The sequence below is a fragment of the Paraburkholderia acidisoli genome (genome assembly GCF_009789675.1).
Classification (GTDB): Bacteria; Pseudomonadota; Gammaproteobacteria; order Burkholderiales; family Burkholderiaceae; genus Paraburkholderia; species Paraburkholderia acidisoli.
The window spans coordinates 954,994-976,121 of the sequence record NZ_CP046914.1 but is presented as its reverse complement, the minus strand read 5'-3'; the positions used below and the strand labels follow the sequence as shown (position 1 = coordinate 976,121).

17 protein-coding genes and 1 tRNA gene are annotated in these 21,128 nt (G+C 66.6%); 10 read left to right on the top strand and 8 right to left on the bottom strand.

All coding sequences use genetic code 11. From position 1 onward, the window contains the following. Positions 1-2: 2 nt before the first annotated feature. Entirely contained in the window at positions 3-947 is a 945-nt protein-coding gene (locus FAZ98_RS18480) for an AraC family transcriptional regulator (protein WP_158952743.1), read from the bottom strand. 132 nt (positions 948-1,079) lie between these two features. Here FAZ98_RS18480 and FAZ98_RS18475 point away from each other — a divergent pair, with 132 nt between their 5' ends. The 6 genes from FAZ98_RS18475 (at position 1,080) to FAZ98_RS18450 (ending at position 7,192) form a co-directional block, all read left to right on the top strand. Next, positions 1,080-1,616 (top strand): carboxymuconolactone decarboxylase family protein, encoded by a 537-nt coding sequence (locus tag FAZ98_RS18475; RefSeq protein ID WP_158952742.1) that lies wholly within the window; start codon positions 1,080-1,082, stop codon positions 1,614-1,616. Positions 1,617-1,845: 229 nt separating this feature from the next. Then, positions 1,846-2,277: a MarR family winged helix-turn-helix transcriptional regulator gene (locus tag FAZ98_RS18470; RefSeq protein WP_158952741.1), complete on the top strand. Its 432-nt coding sequence runs from the start codon at positions 1,846-1,848 to the stop codon at positions 2,275-2,277. 124 nt (positions 2,278-2,401) lie between these two features. Further along, positions 2,402-3,760, top strand: coding sequence for a TAXI family TRAP transporter solute-binding subunit (locus tag FAZ98_RS18465; protein WP_158952740.1), 1,359 nt, complete (start codon positions 2,402-2,404; stop codon positions 3,758-3,760). A gap of 257 nt (positions 3,761-4,017) precedes the next feature. Then, positions 4,018-5,436, top strand: a complete 1,419-nt coding sequence (locus FAZ98_RS18460) for a DUF3300 domain-containing protein (RefSeq protein ID WP_158952739.1) — start codon at positions 4,018-4,020, stop codon at positions 5,434-5,436. A 19-nt stretch (positions 5,437-5,455) separates the two neighbouring features. Continuing rightward, positions 5,456-6,409 (top strand): DUF2950 domain-containing protein, encoded by a 954-nt coding sequence (locus tag FAZ98_RS18455; protein WP_158952738.1) that lies wholly within the window; start codon positions 5,456-5,458, stop codon positions 6,407-6,409. 195 nt (positions 6,410-6,604) lie between these two features. Continuing rightward, positions 6,605-7,192, top strand: coding sequence for a BPSL1445 family SYLF domain-containing lipoprotein (locus tag FAZ98_RS18450; RefSeq protein WP_158952737.1), 588 nt, complete (start codon positions 6,605-6,607; stop codon positions 7,190-7,192). A 159-nt stretch (positions 7,193-7,351) separates the two neighbouring features. On the opposite strand, the gene FAZ98_RS18445 is transcribed toward FAZ98_RS18450, so the two are convergent. After that, positions 7,352-8,578, bottom strand: coding sequence for a YeeE/YedE family protein (locus tag FAZ98_RS18445; RefSeq protein ID WP_158952736.1), 1,227 nt, complete (start codon positions 8,576-8,578; stop codon positions 7,352-7,354). Positions 8,579-8,810: 232 nt separating this feature from the next. Here FAZ98_RS18445 and FAZ98_RS18440 point away from each other — a divergent pair, with 232 nt between their 5' ends. Together FAZ98_RS18440 and FAZ98_RS18435 are read left to right on the top strand one after the other, a co-directional pair. Next, complete coding sequence (locus FAZ98_RS18440; RefSeq protein WP_158952735.1) at positions 8,811-10,457, top strand: methyl-accepting chemotaxis protein; 1,647 nt, start codon at positions 8,811-8,813, stop codon at positions 10,455-10,457. A 234-nt stretch (positions 10,458-10,691) separates the two neighbouring features. Further along, positions 10,692-11,999 carry a D-amino acid dehydrogenase gene (locus tag FAZ98_RS18435; protein WP_158952734.1) on the top strand — a complete coding sequence of 436 codons (1,308 nt, stop codon included), beginning with the start codon at positions 10,692-10,694 and terminating at the stop codon, positions 11,997-11,999. Positions 12,000-12,035: 36 nt separating this feature from the next. Here the strand turns inward: FAZ98_RS18435 and FAZ98_RS18430 are convergent, their stop codons facing one another. Further along, positions 12,036-12,998, bottom strand: coding sequence for a TauD/TfdA dioxygenase family protein (locus tag FAZ98_RS18430; protein WP_158952733.1), 963 nt, complete (start codon positions 12,996-12,998; stop codon positions 12,036-12,038). Positions 12,999-13,240: 242 nt separating this feature from the next. Continuing rightward, positions 13,241-13,317: transfer RNA gene (locus tag FAZ98_RS18425), tRNA-Val, on the bottom strand. 334 nt (positions 13,318-13,651) lie between these two features. Here FAZ98_RS18425 and FAZ98_RS18420 point away from each other — a divergent pair. Further along, entirely contained in the window at positions 13,652-15,013 is a 1,362-nt protein-coding gene (locus FAZ98_RS18420) for an MFS transporter (RefSeq protein WP_158952732.1), read from the top strand. Between the two features lie 76 nt (positions 15,014-15,089). On the opposite strand, the gene FAZ98_RS18415 is transcribed toward FAZ98_RS18420, so the two are convergent. The 4 genes from FAZ98_RS18415 to FAZ98_RS18400 all read right to left on the bottom strand — a co-directional run bounded on the left by FAZ98_RS18415 (position 15,090) and on the right by FAZ98_RS18400 (position 20,128). After that, the gene (locus tag FAZ98_RS18415) at positions 15,090-15,992 is read right to left on the bottom strand and encodes an NAD(P)-dependent oxidoreductase (protein WP_158952731.1); all 903 of its coding nucleotides are present in this window, start codon (positions 15,990-15,992) and stop codon (positions 15,090-15,092) included. Positions 15,993-16,044: 52 nt separating this feature from the next. After that, a complete protein-coding gene (locus FAZ98_RS18410) occupies positions 16,045-17,367 on the bottom strand; it encodes a cation:dicarboxylate symporter family transporter (RefSeq protein ID WP_158952730.1) in 1,323 nt (440 codons plus the stop codon). Between the two features lie 66 nt (positions 17,368-17,433). Then, positions 17,434-18,693, bottom strand: a complete 1,260-nt coding sequence (locus FAZ98_RS18405; RefSeq protein WP_199272345.1) for a LysR family transcriptional regulator — start codon at positions 18,691-18,693, stop codon at positions 17,434-17,436. Positions 18,694-18,727: 34 nt separating this feature from the next. After that, positions 18,728-20,128, bottom strand: a complete 1,401-nt coding sequence (locus FAZ98_RS18400) for a GntP family permease (protein ID WP_158952729.1) — start codon at positions 20,126-20,128, stop codon at positions 18,728-18,730. A gap of 243 nt (positions 20,129-20,371) precedes the next feature. Between FAZ98_RS18400 and FAZ98_RS18395 the strand changes: the two genes are divergently transcribed. After that, complete coding sequence (locus FAZ98_RS18395; RefSeq protein ID WP_325072410.1) at positions 20,372-21,010, top strand: BON domain-containing protein; 639 nt, start codon at positions 20,372-20,374, stop codon at positions 21,008-21,010. The last annotated feature ends 118 nt before the right edge of the window (positions 21,011-21,128 follow it).

Here is a 21,128-nt window from a genome sequence, read left to right as displayed (position 1 = left end):
CGTTATTCGGCGAGCGCGGGCGCATTGCCCTCGCGCGCGAGCGAGCGCCATTGCGCGGGCGTCATGCCCACGTGGCGCTTGAAACCGCGCTGGAACGCGGCGTCCGATTGATAGCCCACGAACTCGCCGATCTCCGCCACGGGCTGATTGCCCTGCGCGAGCATGCGGCCCGCGAGCGTCATGCGAATGTCCGTGAGCACGTCGGAGGCGGAACGGCCGATCGCTTCGTCGAAGTGCCGCGCGAAGGTCGCGCGCGACATGTGGCATAGCTCGGCGAGTTCGGGCAGCGTCCACGCCTTGCCCGGCGTTTCGAACATGGCGTCGATGGCGGGCTGCAGGCGCGGGCGCTGCGCGAGCGCGAGCAGGCCGCGCGGCGGCGCGTCGGTGTCGCTCGCATAGCGCAGCGTGAGCGCGAACAGCGCGCCCGAAAGATGGTTCACGAGCGACACGCTGCCGGGCGCGGCTTCGTACGCTTCGTCGCGCAGCAGCGCGATCAGACGCACGAGCCGCTCGGGCACGCTGCTGCCTTCGCGCGCGCTGTGCACGACGAGCCGCGCGGGCAGATTCTCGCGCAGCAGCCGTTGCGGCACGGCGGGCAGCAGGAAGCGCCCGCACAGCACGTCGGCGGCGGCGCCTTCGCCCGTATTGGTTTCCACGGTAATGCCGTGTTCGAGGCGTTTGTCGGCGGGCGCGGGCTCGGCGCCGCTGCCGTCGTGCAGCACGTGCGGGCTGCCGGACGGAAACAGCACGATGTCGCCCGCCTGCAAGGCCGTGGGCGCGCCGTGCGAATCTTCGACGATGGCGCGGCCCGAGAGCAGCACGTGATAACGAATCTCGCGCGCGTCGGCGGCGCTTTGGTCGATACGCCACGGCGCGCCGAAATGGCAGCGCACGTCGAGCTTGCCCGCAACGGGCATCAGCGCAAGGAGGCGACTGAGCAAATCCATGATAGGCGGATGAGACGATCGAGCATGAAGTCGCGCCATTCTGGCATTAAAAGACCCGCAACGGGCGAATAGACTGGCATCAAGCCGTCGACGATGGCCCGCAATTTCATCCCCGTTAATCAGGAGTCGCTCATGTCCCGTCTTTCCGCCATTCAGCCCGATGCCGCCACCGGCGAAGCCGCCGATCTGTTTGCAAAGATCCGCAAGGCCGTCGGCAAGGTCCCCAATGCCTACGCCACCATCGGCACGCATAGCCCGGCCGCGCTCGGCGCGATGCTCGCCACCGAGGCGGCGATCAGCGCGGGCACGCTCTCGAAGGCCGAAATCGAAACGGTCAAGCTCGCCGTGAGCGAAGTGGCGGGCTGCGATTACTGCGTGGCCGCGCATACGCTCGCGGGCAAGTACGCGGGTTTGTCGCCGGAAACGATGAAACTGGTGCGCGCGGGCGAGCCCAGCGGCGACGCGAAGCGCGACGCGCTCGTGCAGTTCGTGCGCGTGCTCGTGACCACGCGCGGCACGGTGCCCGCAGCGGCTGTTGGCGCGATTCGCGAAGCCGGTTACACGGAGCGTCAACTGGTGGAAATCGCGCTCGCGGTTTCGTCGATCACGTTCACCAACCTCGTGAACCGCATCAACGATACGACCATCGATTTTCCGGCCGTGGCGTAAGTCGTTTTCGTGGATGTCGCGCTCGCCAGGGTTCGATCCTCCTGGCGAGCGCAATGGTGTTTTTCGCCAAAAGCGTTTGAATCTGTGCATATGCATATCTAGAATGAATCTGCGAGCGCGGCATCATGACGCTGCGCTTGCGGCGCAGGCGGGGTTTCGCGGCTGCGTTCTGGAACGTAAGATGGCCGGTCGCCATGGTGGCGGCCAGGCTTGCAAGAGGATGACGACGATGACGAAGCGGGTGATTCGCGAGGAATGCAACTGTTTTGCGCTGCGCCAGGCCGCGCGTTTCGTCACGCAGCTTTACGAGCGCCATCTGTCGCAAGCCGACGTCACGGCCGCGCAATTCACGATCCTTTCGCGTCTCGCCGGCCATCCCGACGCCACGGCCGCCGAACTCTCCGACGACCTCGTGATGGAGCGCACCACGTTGCTGCGCGCGCTCAAGCCGTTGCAACGCGACGGCCTCGTGCTGAGCGCCTCGGCGGAGCACGACACGCGCACGCTGGTGTATCGCCTTTCGGCGGCGGGTTTGCGCCGCTACGACAAGGCGCATGCGCTGTGGCTCGCCGCCCAGGCGGAATTCGAGCGCCACGTGAAGCGCGATCGCGCGAAAGCGTTGCGCGCCGAATTGTTCTCGCTCACGCAGGCCGCAAGCTGACGCAAGGCTTTCGCACGCGGGCGAACTGCGGCGCAAGACTTAGGGGGAAACGCCAGCAATCGGCGCTGGCGTGAAAATGGCATGATGAGGTCTCGACGCTGGATCTGCGCTTCGCCGGATTCTCATGAGACGACATCGACCGCCGCCGCCGAACTTTCTGCGCGACCATGCGCATCCCGCGTGGCGCGATCTCGCGCTGTCCGCGCTGCCCGTGGCGGCATTCTGTATCGTCGTGATCGGGCTCGTGGTGTGGCTCGTGAATCCCGCGCCGCCGCGCACCATCACGCTCAGCGCGGGTCCCACCGACAGCTCCTTCATGCAGATGGCGCAAGCCTATCGCGAGATCCTCGCGCGCAACGGCGTGAAGCTCAAGGTGATCGAGTCGGACGGCTCCGTGCAGAACCTCGACCGCCTGCTCGACCCCAAGCAGCATGTCGATCTCGCGTTCGTGCAAGGCGGGATCGCCGACGGCCGCGACGTGAGTTCGCTGATGTCGCTCGGCAGCGTGGCGTATCTGCCCATGGTCGTGTTTTATCGCGGCTCCGGTTTCACGCAGCTTTCGCAACTCGACGGCAAGCGCATCGCCATCGGCCGCGTGGGCAGCGGCACGCGCGAACTCGCGCTGCGTCTGCTCGATGCGAACGGCATGGAGCCCGGCGGCGATTCGACCTTTCTGCCGCTCGACGGTTTGCAGGCCGCCACCGCGCTCGTTTCCGGCAACGTGGAAGCCGCGATCCTGAGCGGCGATTCCACCACGCGCGCGCTCATGCAACGCTTGCTCGGCATACCGGGCATTTCGGTGATGAGCATCGACGAAGCCAGCGCCTACACGCGGCTTTTTCCGTATCTCGAGAACATGGACTTGCCGCCCGGCGTGCTCGATCTGCGGCGGCGCGTGCCGCCCGAGACCGTGCATCTGATCGGCCCCACGGTCGAACTCGTCGCGCGCGATACGCTGCATCCCGCGCTCTCCGATCTGCTGATCGAAGCGGCCACCGAAGTCAACGGCGCGCCGGGCCTCTTGCAACGCGCGGGCGAATTCCCGAGCGCCGCCGTGCACGACTTTCGCGTCAGCGAAGACGCCACGCGCTACTACAAGTCGGGCAAGAGTTTCTGGTATCGCGCATTGCCGTTCTGGCTCGCGAGCGTGACGGATCGGCTGGTGGTGTTGCTGCTGCCGCTCGCGGTGCTCGTGATTCCCGCGCTGCGGCTGATTCCCGCGCTGTATCGCTGGCGCGTGCGCTCGCGCATTTATCGCTATTACGGCACGCTCATCGCTATCGAACGCGATGCGCTCAAGCACACGAGCGAAGACGAGCGCCGCGCGCTGCGCGACGAACTCGACGAGATCGAGCGCTCGCTCAACACCGTGCGCATGCCGCTCGCTTACGCCGACGCGTTCTATGTGCTGCGCGAGCATATTGGCTTCGTGCGGATGCATCTCGAGACGAACGAATCGCGCTTGCATCCGCAACCGCATTGAGCGTGATGCGCGGCGCGACCAACGTGCCGCGGTTCCGTTCCCGTTGCTTTCTGTCATGCGCGCAAACTTTGATGCAGTTCGCGTAATCGTTGTGCCGAAACATATCTTCGATTGACAGTGCCAGTCTCGCCCCATACTTTTGTGTAGCAAGCGATAATTTTTTTAGAAATCCCTTTGTCGTCTTGTTTGCAAAGATTCGGAGTGCCTGGAGATTGAAATGGTTCGCAACATTGTTTCGCAACCGGGAGGACTGTAACGTGAAATCGTCCGGTGTCAGCCAGCGCTTCGCCTGGCTCGTGTGCGCCACACTGGTGGGCGCGCCGCTGTTCGTTGGACCCGCTGGGCCCACCGCCGCCTTGGCGCAAAGCGCGGCGCATCTCTCCAATCAGCAACTCGACGCGTTGACCGCGCCCATCGCGCTTTACCCCGACGCGTTGCTCGCGCAGGTGCTCATGGCGGCCACGTTTCCGCAAGACGTGCAGGCCGCCGCGCAATGGTCGAAAGCGAATCCCAACGTGAAAGGCGACGACGCGGTGAAGGCCGTCGCTTCGCAACCATGGGACCCGAGCGTGCAGTCGCTGGTGGCGTTCCCGCAGGTGCTGGCCACGATGCAGTCCAAGCCCGACTGGGTCGCGCAGGTCGGCAATGCCTTTCTCGCGCAACCGAACGACGTGATGGATTCGGTGCAGCGCTTGCGCGTGCAGGCGCAGAAGGCGGGCAATCTCAAGACGAACGAGCAGCAGAAGGTGGTCGTGCAACCGGCCACGAGCACCACCACGACACAGACCATCGTGATCGAGCCGGCGAATCCGCAAGTGGTCTACGTGCCCACCTACAACCCCACGGTGGTGTACGGCACGTGGCCGTATCCCGCGTATCCGCCGGTGTATATGCCGCCGCCTCCGGGTTATGCGATCGCCACGGGCTTCGTGAGCGGGCTCGCGTTCGGCGCGGGCGTGGCGGTGGCGAACTCGTTGTGGGGCGGCTTTAGCTGGGGCACGCACGACGTCAACATCAACGTGAATCGCTACAACAACATCAACGTCAACAACCGCATCAACACGAACAACGCCACGTCCAACTGGAATCGCAACACGAACGTGGAGCGGCGCCAGAACTTCAACAACGGCAATCTCAACAACGCGAACCTCAACGGCCAGCGCAACCAGTATCGCGGCTACGACCAGTCGCGCTCGCAGGCCATGCAGACCATGCAGAACCGCACGGGACAAAACTTGAGCGGCAACGCAAGCGAGCGCCTGCAAGGCATTCAGCAAGGTAACCGGCCGAACGCGAATGGCCAGAACGGCAATCGCGCGAACGACCTGAACAACCGGGCGCAAAACGCCGGTGCCAATCGGCAAAACGACCTGGGCGGGCGCACGCAGAACGGCGGCGGTAATCGGCAGAACGACCTCAACAATCGCGCGCAGAACACGAACCGCGACAACGCGCTGCGCGGCGCCGGCGACGGCGGCAACGCGCGCGCCGACCAGCAGCGCGGGCAGCAGAGCCGCGCGTCGTTCCAGGATCGCGGGGGCGCGGGCGGCGGCAATTTAGGCGCGGGCGGCGCGGGGCAGCGCGGCAACTTTGGCGGCGGTGGCGGCCTGGGTGGCGGCGGTGGGCGACTCGGCGGCGGCGGTGGCGGCGAACGTCACTTCGGCCGGGCACGTTGACATTGACGAGGAGCTAACCATGATCCGCATTCACGCACGCCGTCTGCCTGACTTCGCGCTCGCGTTCGGCGCGGCTTTCGGAGCCGTGGCGTTGTTCGCCGCGCCCGCGTTGTTGCCCGCGCATTGGCATCTGGCCAGCGCCGCGCACGCGCAAGCCGTGTACGACACGCCCGAAGCGGCCGCAGACGCTTTCACCGACGCGCTCGCGACCAACGACCAGGACGCGATGAAGCACGTGCTCGGCAGCAACTTCACGGAGTTCATCCCCACGCACAACATCGGGCAGGACGACATCTACGACTATCTGGGCGCCTGGTCGAAAGGCCATCGCGTCGTGCCGGACGCCACACCGGTCGCGGGCAAGGCGAGCGCGCATCTCGAAGTGGGCGACAGCGGCTGGACGCTGCCCATCCCGCTCGTGCAGGCGGGCAAGGGCTGGCGCTTCGACCCGCGCGAAGGCGCGGGCGAAATTCTCACGCGCCGCCTCGGGCGCAACGAGCGCGCGGCCATGCTCACCTCGCTCGCGTATGTCGACGCGCAAAACGACTACCGCAAGCTCACGCAGCATTACGCGCTGCGTTTCGTGAGCACGCCGGGCGCGCGCGACGGCCTGTACTGGCCGGTCGAGCCGGGCGAGGCCGAAAGCCCGCTTGGCCCGCTCGCCGCGTCCATGCCGCATGACGCGAAGGTCTCGCCGAAGGAGGGCTATCACGGCTATCACTTCCGCATTCTCACGGCGCAGGGCGCGCATGCGAACGGTGGCGCGCGCAACTATCTCGACAACGGCGAGCTGGCGAACGGCTTTGCGCTGGTGGCGTGGCCCGCCGAGTACGGCAAGACGGGTGTGATGAGTTTTATCGTCGATCAGGACGGACAGCTGTATCAGAAGAATCTCGGGCCGAACGGCGCGCGGGTGGCCGCGGCGCTGAAGGCGTTCGATCCCGATTCGTCCTGGCAAGCCACCCAGCCGTGAGGGCGCCGCGCCCATACCATGCGCCGCGGTTGCGCTAAGAACGCTGTAAGGTTAATTCGGGCACAATCAATGCAAGGCGAGGTTGGGTATCGCCCGAAACCGGCCGATGCACCTGAGGACAACGAAAGCGGAAAGGGCGGGCACGCTGATTGCTGTCACCCTCCCGCACTCTCATATTCGTGTGGAGATAATCAAATGCAACGACGCAACTTCATGCTTACGGCGGCTGTGACTCTGGCTTCGGGCGGTCTGACGCTCGCGGGCTGTACCACGACGCCTCCGGGTCAAAACAACGCGGCGACGGACATGTCGAAGCGCCAGTCGATCGATTCCAGCATCGACGCCACGATGCAAAAGCTGTACACCACGGTTCAGGGTTCGCGTGAACTCGTCGCGAAGTCGCGCGGCGTGCTCGTGTTCCCGTCGGTGCTGCAAGCGGGCTTCATCGTCGGCGCGCAGTACGGCGAAGGCGCGCTGCGCGTGGGCGGCTCGTCGGTGGGCTACTACAGCACGGTGTCGGGCTCGTTCGGCCTGCAAGCCGGTGCGCAGTCGAAGGCGCTGATCTTCTGCTTCATGAACCAGCAGGCGCTGGATCAGTTCCGCAACACGGACGGCTGGTCGGCAGGCGCCGACGCTTCGGTGGCGCTCGTCACGATCGGCGCGAACGGCGCGATCGACACGAACACGGCCACGAAGCCGGTCGAAGTGTTCGTGCTCACGAACGCCGGCCTGATGGGCGACGTCTCGCTCGCGGGCACGAAGGTTTCGCGCCTGAAGATCTAAACCGGTCCACCGGGCAACGCGACCGGCAAAAAGTGCCGGAACGTGTAAAAAAGGGCAAGGCTCCCCGCCTTGCCCTTCTTTTTTGCGGCTCGCATTCGTAGCGCGCCGCGCGGTTCTTACCGCCGCTGGATTCTGCCGATCCAACGCGATCGGCAAAAATCAGCAACCCGTGTTGCGCACGCGCTCCACTTCGAGACCGAACAGCGGCCGCAGCTTCGTGCCGAGCACGTTGCCCGCGAACGCGCACACGAGCCACAGCCAGCCATGCAGGCTGCCCGAAACGATGCCGCTGAAATACGCGCCGATATTGCAGCCGTACGCGAGCCGCGCGCCGTAACCGAGCAGCAGACCGCCCACGACCGCCGCGATCAGCGAGCGCAGCGGCACGCGCCACACCGGCGCGTAGCGGCCCGCGAGCGAAGCCGCGGCCATGGCGCCGAGCACGATGCCGATGTCCATGACCGTGGTCACGTCGTGGCTGGCGGGCGCCGAGAGCGCGGCCGCGTTCGGGCCGGCCATCCAGTACTTCCAGCTGGCGACGTCCACGCCGAGCGCGGCGAAACCCTTCGCGCCCCACAGCGCGAACGCCGACGTCACGCCCCACGGACGGCCCGACAGCGCGAGCGTCGCGAAATTGAGCACGGCGAGCGCGACGGCGCCCGCGACCATCGGCCACGGGCCATGCAGCCACGGCGAAGCGTGCGGCGCGCGTTCCGTCGCGTTGATCAACTGGCCGTGACGGCGTTTTTCGATGACGACGGTCAGCGCGGCGATCAGCGCGAACACGGCGAGATTGAGCACGATGGCCGGCACCACGCCGAGCGCGTTGACGAGCGAGAGCGGCTTGAGTTGCGGCATCGACGTCCAGAACGGCATGTGCGCCGTGGCGACGACCGAGCCCACCACGAAGGCGATCAGCGTGACGATCATGCGCGTGCTGCCGCCGCCCACGGTGTAGAGCGTGCCCGAGGCGCAACCGCCGCCCAGCTGCATGCCCACGCCGAACATGAACGCGCCGACGACCACCGAGGTGCCCGCGGGCGACACGAGGCCCGTGACCGGATGGCCGAACAGCGAACCGGCCGCGAGCGCCGGGAAGAACAGCAGCACGCCGAGCGCGAGCATGACCATTTGCGCGCGCAAGCCCGCGCCGCGACCGTCGGCGATAAAGACGCGCCATGCCGAGGTGAAGCCGAACGCCGCGTGATAGAGCGTGAGGCCGAGCAGCGCGCCGACGAGGTAGAGCGCCGCCTGGCGCGCGCTCACGGTTTGCGCGAGATATGCGGCGCCGAGCAGGACGAGCGCGAGCGCAACGCCCAGCGATTTCGGATTGATGGAGTCGAAGCGGCGCGGCGCGCGCGCGAGCGGCGTGGAGAGATCGGACATGGCGGAACGAGGAACGGATCAGCGGAAAACCGGGCGTTTGGCGACGGATTATGCAAAACGCAAATCGGCGAAAGGAAAACGATAGCACAAGCCGGATTGCCCTCCGCGCGTCATGGATTTCCCCTATTCAGCACGGTCGTTCGGCCGCCGTAAGCCGAAACGAGATGCGAGAGTGCGTTGGGCCGCGCTGGACCGCATCGGCTGGAAGAGAACAATACGCATCGGAGACCTCATGCTCAAAAACTTCACCATTCGTGGCGGGCTGACGCTCGTTATCGGTATCTTCGTCGCGTTCCTGCTGACGGTGATCGGCGTGTCGTATGGCGCGCTCAAGCTCACCAACGACAGCCTGCGCGACGCGCAGCGCAGCGCGCAATCGGCCGGCGCGCTCAAGACGAGTTCCGAGCGCCTGTTGCAGGTGCGCCTTGCGCTCGGCGGCTACGAGACGCTGTTCAGCGTGGGCAAGTCGACCGAAGGGATGCTCGATCAGGCGCATCAGGTCTTGCTCAACTCGAACAAGGAATTCGCGCAGTACAGCGCCGGGCCGTTCGCGGACGCGGACGAAGCGCGCCTCGCGCAGGCCGTGAGCAACGCGCGCCAGGCGCTCGTGGAGCAGGCGCTGGAGCCGGAGTACAAGGCGCTCGTCGACAACGACTTCAACACCTTCCGCACGATCCAGGGCGAAACGGCCGACAAGTTCTACGCGACTTACGCGAAAACGATCGAGGCGCTCGAAACGTGGCAGAACGCGCGCCAGCAGCACGACGCCGAAACCGCCGCGCTGCGCTTCCGGCTCTCGCTGCTCGTGTTCGGCATCGTGGCCGTGGTGGGCGTCGCGATCGGGCTCGTGGCGCGCGCCGGGCTGACGGCGGCGGTCGTCAAGCCGGTCAATCAGGCGATCCAGCATTTCGAGCGCATCGCGGCCGGCGATCTGACCGTGGACGTGAAAGTGAAGTCGAAGAACGAAATGGGCCAGTTGCTCGGCGCGTTGCAGACCATGCGCGACGGACTCGTGGGCACGGTGGCGCGCGTGCGCGGCAGCACGCAGGAGATCACGCACGGCGCGAAGCAGATCGCCTCGGGTAACGCGGATCTTTCCGATCGCACCTCGCAGCAAGCGGCCGCGCTCGAAGAAACGGCGGCGAGCCTGGAGGAACTGTCGGCGGCGGTGCGTCAGAACACCGATGGCGCGAAGGAGGCCAGCGGTCTCGCGCAGGGCGCGCTCGACACCGTCACGCGCGGCGCGAACGTGGTGGCGCAGGTGAACGCCACGATGAACGACATCTCCGCTTCGTCGCACAAGGTCGAGGAGATCACCGGCATCATCGAGGGCATCGCGTTCCAGACCAATATTCTCGCGCTCAATGCAGCGGTGGAAGCGGCGCGCGCGGGCGAGCAGGGCCGCGGCTTCGCCGTGGTCGCGAGCGAGGTGCGTTCGCTCGCGCAGCGCTCGGGCACGGCGGCCAAGGAGATCAAGGAGCTGATCGCGACTTCGGTGGCGACGGTGGGCGCGGGGGCGCGGCTCGTGGAAGACGCGCGCCGCACGATGGACGACGCGCGCAACGCGGTCGCGCGCGTGAGCGGCATCATGGCCGACATCGAAGCGGCCACGCACGAACAGAGCGACGGCATCGAGCAGGTGAACCGCGCGGTCGCGCAGATCGACGAAGTCACCCAGCGCAACGCGGCGCTCGTGGAAGAGGCGGCGGCCGCCGCGCAATCGCTCGAAGCGCAGGCGGATTCGCTGCGCGAAGCGGTCTCGGTGTTTCATCTGGGCGGCGCGGGACAGAGCGGCGCGCAGAGCGTGGGGCAAGCGGCCGCGCGTGCGGGGCGTGGCGCCGCGGCGGTGGGGGCGGCGCGCGCGCCGGCGCTCGCCTGAAGCACGCGCGATCGAACGCTTCCACGCCTTGTCGACGCTGCATCGACGCGTTATCGACGCATTTTTTACGCAGGGTTGGCTCAGGCCAGGACGCATGACCGTTGCCCGCGCATCGGTCGTGCGCGCAAATCGCCATTAAATCGTCATTGAGTTGCGCAACCTTCGCGGTCAGACTGTTGTCGTAGAGCAAGGCGGCCGAACGGTTCGGCCGCACGCCAGCGAGAACTGCGAACGATGCGAGTGTGCGTATTGGGCGGCGGGGTGATCGGCGTAACGACGGCTTACGCGCTTGCCCGCGAAGGACACGAAGTCACGCTCGTCGAGCGTCATGCCGATGTGGCGCGCGAAACGAGCCACGCGAACGGCGGCCAGCTGAGTTACGCCTACGTCGCGCCGCTCGCCGACCCCGGCGTGCTCGCCAAACTTCCCCGCATGCTGATGTCGCGCGACGCCGCGTTGCGCTTCGTGCCGCAACTGGACCTGCATCAATGGCGCTGGTGTCTCGCGTTTTTACGCGCCTGCACGCGCGCGCGTAGCCGTCAAAGTACCGCGGCCCTGCTTGCGCTCGGCTTTCTGAGCCAGCGTTTGATGCACGAGGTCGTGGCGCGCGAGGCCCTCGACTTCGACTACGTGCGCAACGGCAAGCTCGTCGTGTATCGCGACGGGGAAGCTTTGGAAGGCGCGCGCCGTCAGGCCGGGTTTCAGGCCACGCTCGGTTGCGAACAGCACGTGCTCGACGGCGCGGCCTGTGTTGCGCTCGAACCCGCGCTCGCTTCCATCGGCGAGCAGATCGTGGGCGGCATTCACACGCCGGGCGAGGAAGCCGGCGACTGCGACCGCTTCACGCGCGGTCTCGCGCTCGCCGCGAAACGCGAGGGCGCGCATCTCGAACTCGCCACCGAATTCACGGGCCTGCGCACGAAGGGCTTGCGCGTGCTCGCGGCGCAAACGTCGGCGGGCAATATCGAGGCGGACGCGTTCGTCGTGTGCCTCGGCTTTCAGAGTCAGCCGATGCTGGCCGCGCTCGGCGTGCACGTGCCGGTGTATCCGCTCAAGGGCTACAGCCTCACGCTGCCGCACGCGAATGCGCAGGGTGCGCCGCGCGTGTCGGTCACGGACGCGCATCACAAGGTGGTCTACGCGCCGCTCGGCGAGCGCCTGCGCATTGCGGGCATGGTGGATCTCGCGGGCATGAGCGCCCACGCCGACGAAGCACGCATCGCGTTGCTCACGCGCCAGGCACGCGAAACCTTTCCCGAGGCGGGCTTTCCCGAGGCGGGCTCTCCCGAGGCGGGCTCTCCCGAGGCGGGCTCTCCCGAGGCGGCCGATTCCGGCGCGCTGCAGACGTGGACCGGCATGCGCCCGGCCACGCCCGACAGCAAGCCGCTGATCGGCGCCACGCACTTTCGCAATCTGTGGCTCAACACAGGGCACGGCGCGCTCGGCTTCACGCTCGCGCTGGGCAGCGCGCAACTGCTGGCGGACCTGCTCGCCGGACGCGAATTGTCGATCGACGGCGACGCGTTCGCGGCTTCCCGCTAACGCGCCGTATCGGCATCGCTCATCGGCGTCGCGTCGTCATTGCAACGTCGAGGCGGCGCCGCGCACGATCACGCTCTCGCGGCCGTCGATGCTCACGGGCACTTCGCCGCGCACCGTCGCGCGCCGCACGACGCGGCGTGCATTGCCGTAATCGTTGATCGCGTAGTGCTGCGTCGCGCGGTTGTCCCAGATTGCGACGTCGCCTTCCTGCCAGTTCCAGCGCACGGTGTTTTCGAGCCGCGTGACGTGCTCGTGGAAGACCTGCAGCAGATGCGCCGAATCGTGCGCGGAAAGTCCCTTGAGCCGCTGCACGAAGTGGCCGAGCACGAGCGAGCGCTCGCCCGTTTCGGGATGCACGCGCACGACGGGATGCTCGGTTTCATAGACCGTGGACGTGAACACGTCGCGATAGCGCTTGAGTTGCGCGGGGTCGGCGTTCGCGTGCGAGGCCGCGTAATCGTAGGCGTTGGTGTGGAGCGCCCAGAGCGTGTCGGCGAGGGCGCGCAAGGCGTCGGGCAAGTTGTCGTACGCGGCGGCCGTGTTGGCCCATACGGTGTCGCCGCCGAACTCGGGAATCGTCACCGCGCGCAGGATCGAGACTTTCGGATACGCGTCGACGAACGTGACGTCGGTGTGCCACGAGTTGGCGCGCGCGCCGTGCAGCGAATCGAGTTCGAGCAACTGGCCGCCTTCGACCGAGGGCACCGTGGGATGCGCGACCGTTTCGCCGAAACGCTGCGCGAAGGCTTGCTGCGCGGCATCGTCGAGATGCTGCTGGCCGCGGAAGAACAGCACCTTGTGGCGCAGCAGCGCGGCGTGGATGGCGTCGAAGGTCGCGCGGTCGAGGTCGGCGCCGAGACGCACGTTGTCGATGCGCGCGCCGATGCGGCCCGCGACCCGACGCAAGTCGAGCGCGTCCCGTGACGGCCGCGTGGGCGGGACCAACGACTGCGAAGACGGTGAAGGCGATGAAGCGCGCTGCGTGTGAACGTCGGACATCGAAAGTCTCCTCGGCTGAACGTGGAGCGTTCATTCAAGCAGGCTTGCGCGGCGGGTAGAACTGACGATTTCTGCAAAGCTATGCGCGCACGCTCGCGCTATGCAAAGCGAGGCGAGCGATTAAGCGCGCGGCATTGGCGGGCGCGATGGCCGCCTGACAACCTCGAGGCGCACCAAAAGAAAATGCCGCAGACCCGTGAGGGTATGCGGCATTTGCAAGGTGCTTCTTACTGCTTGTTCGTTGGTAGGCTCGATTGGATTCGAACCAACGACCCCCACCATGTCAAGGTGGTGCTCTAACCAACTGAGCTACGAGCCTGTCGAGGCGCGAATTATAGAGACTCGTGCCAACGGTTGCAAGCGCTTTTGTTTGCTAACCTGGATTCGAGCGATTTGCGTCGATGGCGCGTTCGATTCGCGCGGTCGCAACGGCCGTATCGAGGGCCGAACAACGCGCGCTCAAGGAAAACCCTTGATTAGCGTAAGACGAAACATTTCGTCATTGACAAATAAAAGCCGCGCCTTCTATCATCGGCTCACGGCTGGGAAACGCGCCTTCGCGGCGCGCCGGCCACCCCGCGCAAGGCGCGCAAGACGCCACGCATGCATGGTTCGCCACGCCGCGAACCCGAGCCAAGTTTGGAGACAGGCAGATGCCTCAATCGATCGCCCCGGACCGCGCGTCCGAAGCGGCGCGCGCGTTCGGCGCGCCCGCCCACACGTTGTCCCCCACCGACGCCCACGACGACGCGCTGTATCGCAAAGTCTCGGCGCGTGTCATTCCGTTTCTGTTCCTGTGCTACGTGGTGTCGTTTCTCGACCGCATCAACATCGGCTTCGCGCAGTTGCAGATGAAGCACGACCTCGGCTTCAGCGACGCGATGTACGGCCTGGGCGCCGCCGTGTTCTACGTGGGCTACGTGCTCTGCGAAGTGCCGAGCAACATGCTGCTCGCCCGCTTCGGCGCGCGCCGCACGTTCACGCGCATCATGCTGCTGTGGGGCATTGCGTCCACCTGCATGATGTTCGTTCGGAATCCTGTGCATTTCTACGCGCTGCGCTTTTTGCTCGGCGTGTTCGAAGCGGGCTTCTTTCCCGGCATCGTGCTGTATCTCACGTACTGGTATCCGGCGCGCCGGCGCGCGGCGGTGTTCTCGGTCTTTTTCGCGGGCGTGGCGGTGGCGGGCGTGCTGGGCGGCCTGATCTCCGGCTGGATCATGCGCGACATGGGCGGCGTGGCGGGCCTCGAAGGCTGGCGCTGGATGTTCGTGATCGAAGGCTTGCCGGCCGTCGTGCTGGGTTTGCTGGCGGCGTTCTGGCTCGTGGACGGCCCCGAGCACGCGAAGTGGCTGAGCCCGGCGGAGAAGGCGCATCTCGTCGCGCAACGCGACAGCGACAATGCCGAATCCCACACGCACTCGACACGCTCGTTCGGCGCCGCGCTGCGCAATCCGCGGGTTTATCTGTTCGCGTTCATCTATTTTTCGCTGACGTGCGCATCGCTCACGCTGAACTTCTGGATGCCGCTGATGATTCGCGACTTCGGCGTGCACGACGTGCTCTCGATCAGCTTGTACACGGTGATTCCGAATGCGATTGGCGCGGTCGGCCTCATGCTGATCGCCCGCCGCTCGGACCGGCGCGGCGAGCGCCGCTGGCACTTCGCGGTCTGCACGGCGGGCGGCGGCGTCGCGTTGGCGTTGCTCACGCTGCATCTCGCGAGCTTCGCGGCAATGATGGCGATTCTCTCTGTCGCGGCCGTGCTGATCTTCGCCGCGCTGCCGATCTTCTGGGCCGTGCCTTCCGCGCATTTGTCGGGCAAGGCGGCCGCGGCGGGCATCGCGCTGATCAGCAGTATCGGCATCACGAGCGGGATCGTGAGCCCGTGGGCGATCGGCCTCATCAAGACGCACACGGGCAGCATGGACAACGCGCTGTATCTGCTGGCGGCGTTGCTCGTGGCGAGCGGCGCGGCGCTGGTCATGGGCGTGCCGGGCGCGAAGCGCGCGGCTTGAGCGTGAATCGAATGTCGATGGGCGCGCGCGTGACGCGAGTCGCGAACTCACTCGCACGCGCTGCATCGAACCTGAATCACCCCGCCTTGAGCAGCGTGCGCCATGCCGGCAAACGGCCCTTTTCGTCGAGCGATTCGAGCAGCGGCGCGCCGCGCGCCGCGAGCGTCTCCTGCACATCGGCGATGGCGTTGGCGAGTGCGCTCGACATGCCGAGCCCGTCGAGCATCGCCGCGGCTTCGCGCATTTCCTCCGAGCGTCGCTGCCCGTGCTCGACCACGCGGCCAATTAAATACGACTCGTAGCCGTTGTCCCAGCCCACGCCCGGAAAGCTCGCGGCCAGCGAGGCGAGCACGCGATCGTCCACGCCAAACTCGCGCGCGGCCAGCATCGACTGCACGCACATCGCTTCCATGCCCTTGATCATGATGCTGCGGCACAGCTTGATCGCCGAGGCAAGCCCGACTTCCGCGGCCACCGCTTGCGCGCGCATGTCGAGTGCATTGAGCGTTTCGGCGGTTGCCGCGGCGTGGCGGCCGCCCAGCAGCATCGGCACGCGAATGCCTTGCGGCGGCACGGGCGCCATCACCGCGGCTTCCACGTAGTGCGCGCCGCTCGCTTCCACAGCCGTGCTGTTGCGCTGCTTCACGGCCGGCGAAACGGAGTTGAGATCCACGAAGGTTTGACCCGCCACGAGATGCCGCGCGCACGCGCTCGCCACGGCTTCGGCCTGGCTCGCGGTGACGGCCGAGAACACGAGTTGCGCGTTGTCGAGCGCGGAGGCAAGGTTGTCCGCCGCCTGCGCGCCGTTTTCGCTCGCGCGCGTAAGCAGCGCGGCGCGCGTGCTGGCGTTGTCGAGTTTGATGTCGTAGGTCGAGACGTGCACGCCCGCCTGCGACAACGCATGCGCGAAGATCGGCCCGACTTCGCCGAACCCGACGATCGCCACGCGCGTGATGGAAGTGGAATGACTCTGGCTCATGGTGTGACTCGCTATTTCGATGTCGATAAAGCAATGAGGCGGCGCGTGATAGTCAGCGCCGCGTTTCGTGGGTGGATAGGGCGGCAGGTTCGCGCGCCGGTTCGACGGTTGTCGCTTCGACAGTCGCGCGTCCCGCGAGATGCGCCTCGAACTTCTGCCGGTCGAACAGGTTTTCCCATTTCGCCAGCACGAGCACGGCCACCGAATTGCCGATCACGTTCGTGGTGGACGTGGCGATCGCCAGAATGCGGTCGATGCCGAACAGCAAGCCCACGCCCGAGAGCGGCAGGGCGCGCGACGACTGGATCGTCGCGGCGAGTTTGACGAGCGCGCCGCCCGCCGCGCCCGCGCCGCCCTTCGAGGTCAGCAGCATGACCGCGAGCAGCGCGAGTTGCTGCGTGAGGCTCAGCGGCGTGTCGGTGGCCTGGGAGATGAAGCCCACGCCGCACGCCATGTAGAGGCACGCGCCGTCGATATTGAAGCTGTAGCCGGCGGGCAGCACGAAGCCCACCACCACTTCGTCGCAGCCCGCCTGTTCGAGCTTGGTCACGAGGCGGGGAAACGCCACTTCGCTCGCGGCGGTGCCCATCGCCAGAATCGCTTCTTCCTTGATGAGCGAGAGAATGCGAAAGATCGAAAAGCCCGCGAGCCCCGCGACGGCGCCGAGCACCACGAACACGAAGCACAGCGCGCTGGCGTAATACGTGAGCACGTAGCGCAGCAGATACAGCAAGGTCACGCCGCCATAACTGCCCACGGCCGTGGCCATGGCGCCGAATGCGCCGAGCGGCGAAAGACGCATGATGAAGCCGAGCATCTTGAACACCACGGTTTGCGCTTCTTCGATGAAGCGAAACGTGACCCAGTCGGGCTTTGCGCAGGTCGCGAGCGCGAAGCCCACGAGCAGCGAGACGAACAGCACGGGCAGGATGTCGCCGCTCACGAACGCGGCCACGAGCGTGCGCGGAATGATCGAGACGAGAAAGTGCGTGAACGAGAAGTCGCCGGTCGTGCCTGCCTTGATCGCGGCGGCCGCGCCTTCGCTCGTGCTGAACGCGCTGGCGTGCAGACCGTCGCCGGGCCGCACGAGATTGACGATGGCGAAGCCCGTGAACATCGCGAGCGTGCTGACCACTTCGAAATAGAGCAGCGTCTTCACGCCGAGGCGGCCGAGCCGCTTGAAGTCCTTGATATGGCCCACGCCGTGCACCACGGTGCAAAAGATGATGGGCCCGAGCATCATCTTCAGCAGCGCGATGAAGCTCTCGCCGAGCGGCTTCATCTTCACGGCCTGGTGTGGTGCGATCAGGCCGAACGCAATGGCCAGCGCGATCGCGATCAGCACCTGGACATACAGTTTTCGCAGCAGCCTCATTGTCTCCGCCTCGATTCTTTTGAATGGATTTTGCGGGAGACGCGAGCGGTTGGCCGTTGCCGAGCGTTAAATCTGCCGCCTATTTTGTTTATCGGCGATGGTTTCCCGCGCGACTTCGCGGATCGCGTCGGCGAGCTTGCGCGCGGCGGGCGAGGGCTCGAACGCGGCGCGCATCGTCAGGCCGATGTCGCGTTCCGTCTGCGCGAGCGGCACGTTCAGGATCGCCATGTGCCCGGTCTGCAATTCGTAATGCACTTGATGCGCGGAGAGGACCGCGATCATGTCGGTGCGCAGCAGCAGGCCGCGGATAGTCGCGAGATCGGCGGTTTCCACGGCGGGGACGGGCGGTTCGAGCCCGGCGCGCACGAACAGCGCGTCGAGCATCGAGCGCGCGGGCGTGTGCTTGCGCGGCAGGATCCATTCGGCTTCGGCCAGCTGTTCGAGACGCAAACGGCGCTTGCCCGCGAGCGGATGGTCGGGACGAACCAGCGCGACCATGTTCTCGGAGATCAACGGCTCCGCGTGCACGCCGCTCGCCGGATCGGTCGGGCGCAGTGCGCCCAGGATGAAGTCGATATCGCCCGCGCGCAGGCCCGCGACGAGCGTTTCGTAGGCGCTTTCGTCGGTGATGACGTGCACGCCGGGCCAGGCGCGCCGCACGCGCGCGATGGCCTCGGGCAGAATCAGCGTGCGCGAGAACGGCAGCGCGCCCACGGTGACGAAGCCGCGAATGCTGCCTTGCACGGCGGCGATATCGTCGGGAATGTGGCGCAGTTCGTTGAGCGCGCGACGCACGCGCAAGGCGAAGGTCTCGCCTTCGCTCGTGAGTTGCACGCCGCGCGCCGTACGGTGAAACAGCGCCGCGCCCGCGCCGGTTTCGAGAATGCGCATGGCGCTGCTCACGGCGGGCTGGCTCACGCCCAGTGCCTGCGCCGCGCTCGGCATGTGCTGATGACGCACGAGCGCCACGAGCAATTGCAGCCGCCGCGTGTTGAGCAGATACGGCGGAATCGCGCCCGCGGCAATCGCGCGTGCCCGCGTTTGCCGCGCGGCCGACCACTGCGCGAGTTGTTCGAGTTCGGCGAACACGCGGCATGCGCGCTCGTACACGGCGCGGCCGACCGGCGTGGGCAGCATGCCCGACGCGTGGCGCTCCATGAGCGGCTCGCCGAGCGCGTCTTCCAGCTCGCGCAGCGCGCGCGTGACCGCCGACTGCGCGCGAAAGAGCCGCAGCGCGGCGCGGGCCGCGCTGCCTTCCTCCACGACGATCGTGAAGACGCGCAGTTGCGCGAGGTGGATGAGGTCTTGCGGCACGGGAGCGATCACGGTCGCGTCAGACCGGTCACGTCGACGGCGCGGCTCACACCAGCCCCGTTGCGTAGTACACGGCGATCACGAAGAACACGGCGAGCGTCTTGATCACCGTGACCGCGAAGATGTCGCGATACGACTCGCGGTGCGTCAAGCCCGTCACCGCGAGCAGCGTGATCACGGCGCCATTGTGCGGGAGCGTGTCCATGCCGCCGCTCGCCATGGCCACCACGCGGTGCAGCACGTCGAGCGGAATGTTGGCGGCCTGCGCGCCCTTGATGAACGTGTCGGACATGGCTGCGAGCGCGATGCTCATGCCGCCCGAGGCCGAGCCCGTGATGCCCGCGAGCGAGCTGACCGAAACGGCCGCGTTGACGAGCGGGTTCGGAATGCTCTTGAGCGCGTCGCTGACCACGAGGAAGCCGGGCAGCGCCGCGATCACGCCGCCGAAACCATATTCCGACGCCGTGTTCATCGAGGCGAGCAGCGCGCCCGCCACGGCCGCCTTCGTGCCGGTTGCGAAACGCGCCTTCACGCGGCCGAACGCCGTGAGGATCACGAGCACGATGCCGAGCAGCAGCGCGCCTTCCACCGACCAGATCGCCACGACCTGCTTGACCGTGGCCGAAACCGGCGCGTGCAGGCCGGGCAGCACTTCGGGCGGCACGCTCACGGTGTCGCCGTACCAGACGGGAATCCAGCGCGTGAGCACGAAATTCGCCACGCCCACCAGCACGAGCGGCGCGATGGCGAGCAGCGGATTCGGCAGATGTTCGGTCTGCACGTGCTCCGGCTCGTTCACGAGCGAGCTGCCGTAGCCTTCGCCCTTCGCCATGGCACTGCGGCGGCGCCATTCGAGGTACGTGAGTCCCACCACGATGATGAAGACCGAGCCGATCACGCCCAGCGCGGGCGCGGCCCATGCCGTCGTCTTGAAGAACGTGGTCGGGATGATGTTCTGGATCTGCGGCGTGCCGGGCAGCGAGTCCATGGTGAACGAGAACGCGCCGAGCGCGATGGCGCCGGGCATCAGCCGCTTGGGAATATTGCTTTGCCGATACAGTTCCGCCGCGAACGGATACACCGCGAACACCACCACGAACAGCGAAACGCCGCCGTAGGTGAGCAACGCGCATACGGCGACGATCACAGCGTTGGCGCGCGAGCGGCCGATATAGCGGATCGCGGCGGCCACGATCGACTCCGAAAAGCCGGAAAGCTCGATGACCTTGCCGAACACCGCGCCCAGCAGGAACACGGGGAAATAGAGCTTCACGAAGCCCACCATCTTCTCCATGAAGATGCCGGAAAACACCGGCGCGACGGCGGCGGGATCGGTGAGCAGGACGGCGGCGAGCGCCGCGACGGGCGCGAACAGAATCACGCTGTAGCCGCGGTAGGCGGCCAGCATGAGAAAGGCGAGTGCGGCAAGAACGATGATGAACGACATGAAGTCTCCTGCTGATCGAGCGTGAAGCGAAACGCAGCGCGGGCTGCGAGGCGTGATGCGGGATCGCGTGTTTATGATTCGGCGACTCAGGCGCGGCTTTTTTTCGATGCGCGGCGGGCGCGCGGCCATGGTGCGTTGCAGCGATTGTAGCGAAACACTCCGTCCCGATATTGCGAGCGTGGCCGGGCGGTTTTAAGGTTGGAAAATCGGCGTTCGAGCGACGAACGAAGCAAGGAGACGGCGATGCGCGACATCGACGCAAACACGGATTCGCGGGCTGCGAATTCGCGCTATCGACATGACGGGTTTGCGCGTGGGCGGCGTCGCGCGTGGGTCGTCGTCTGCGCGACGCTGCTGGCCGCGACCGGTGCCACTGGCGCCACCGGCGCCGGCGCGCAGGGCGAGCAAGCCACGCCCGGCGCGCCGGCCGCGAGCGCCGAAACCGGCGCCGACGCGAACGCCCGCAAGAACTGGTACGGCGATCCGTTCTTCGCGCTCGCGCGCGACGTGCCCGCGTGTCCCGTGCCGCTCGGCCCGCTCATGACGAAAGCCGAAGCCGACGACGACGCGCACTACCGCGTCGAGCGCGGCACGACCTGCTGGCTCGCGCACCAATGCACGAAGCCGAACTCGTATCTCTACGACGCCGACATCGCCGCGGCCATTCGCCAGCAGTTGCAGGGCGACGCGCGCTTCAAGGGCGCGAGCGTCTGGATCACGGTGCAGCGCCGTTTCGTCTATGCGGAAGGGTGCGTGCCCGCCGGGTTCGACGGCGCGGCGCTCGAACGCCGGCTGCTGGCGATTCCCGACGTCGAACAGGTGTTCGTGCGCGTGACCTCGACGCCGCGGGGCGCGCTCCCGTACAAGACGCTTTCGCCGTGAGTACCGCCGCGGTATTCGCCCGGAATGTGGCCCAGAAGCGACGACGCAAAACGCATCGTGTCACGCCGCGCAGGCGGCTCGCGGCATGGCACAATCGCAACGTCGAAAAACTAGAAAG

Excerpts from the sequence above, each read along its gene's own strand:
- FAZ98_RS18400 (WP_158952729.1), bottom strand. The coding sequence starts at position 20,128 with ATGTCGTTCATCATCGTTCTTGCCGCACTCGCCTTTCTCATGCTGGCC.
- FAZ98_RS18475 (WP_158952742.1), top strand. The coding sequence starts at position 1,080 with ATGTCCCGTCTTTCCGCCATTCAGCCCGATGCCGCCACCGGCGAAGCC.
- FAZ98_RS18450 (WP_158952737.1), top strand. The coding sequence starts at position 6,605 with ATGCAACGACGCAACTTCATGCTTACGGCGGCTGTGACTCTGGCTTCG.
- FAZ98_RS18455 (WP_158952738.1), top strand. The coding sequence starts at position 5,456 with ATGATCCGCATTCACGCACGCCGTCTGCCTGACTTCGCGCTCGCGTTC.
- FAZ98_RS18440 (WP_158952735.1), top strand. The coding sequence starts at position 8,811 with ATGCTCAAAAACTTCACCATTCGTGGCGGGCTGACGCTCGTTATCGGT.
- FAZ98_RS18435 (WP_158952734.1), top strand. The coding sequence starts at position 10,692 with ATGCGAGTGTGCGTATTGGGCGGCGGGGTGATCGGCGTAACGACGGCT.
- FAZ98_RS18430 (WP_158952733.1), bottom strand. The coding sequence starts at position 12,998 with ATGTCCGACGTTCACACGCAGCGCGCTTCATCGCCTTCACCGTCTTCG.
- FAZ98_RS18410 (WP_158952730.1), bottom strand. The coding sequence starts at position 17,367 with ATGAGGCTGCTGCGAAAACTGTATGTCCAGGTGCTGATCGCGATCGCG.
- FAZ98_RS18480 (WP_158952743.1), bottom strand. The coding sequence starts at position 947 with ATGGATTTGCTCAGTCGCCTCCTTGCGCTGATGCCCGTTGCGGGCAAG.
- FAZ98_RS18445 (WP_158952736.1), bottom strand. The coding sequence starts at position 8,578 with ATGTCCGATCTCTCCACGCCGCTCGCGCGCGCGCCGCGCCGCTTCGAC.
- FAZ98_RS18465 (WP_158952740.1), top strand. The coding sequence starts at position 2,402 with ATGAGACGACATCGACCGCCGCCGCCGAACTTTCTGCGCGACCATGCG.
- FAZ98_RS18470 (WP_158952741.1), top strand. The coding sequence starts at position 1,846 with ATGACGAAGCGGGTGATTCGCGAGGAATGCAACTGTTTTGCGCTGCGC.
- FAZ98_RS18395 (WP_325072410.1), top strand. The coding sequence starts at position 20,372 with ATGCGCGACATCGACGCAAACACGGATTCGCGGGCTGCGAATTCGCGC.
- FAZ98_RS18415 (WP_158952731.1), bottom strand. The coding sequence starts at position 15,992 with ATGAGCCAGAGTCATTCCACTTCCATCACGCGCGTGGCGATCGTCGGG.
- FAZ98_RS18420 (WP_158952732.1), top strand. The coding sequence starts at position 13,652 with ATGCCTCAATCGATCGCCCCGGACCGCGCGTCCGAAGCGGCGCGCGCG.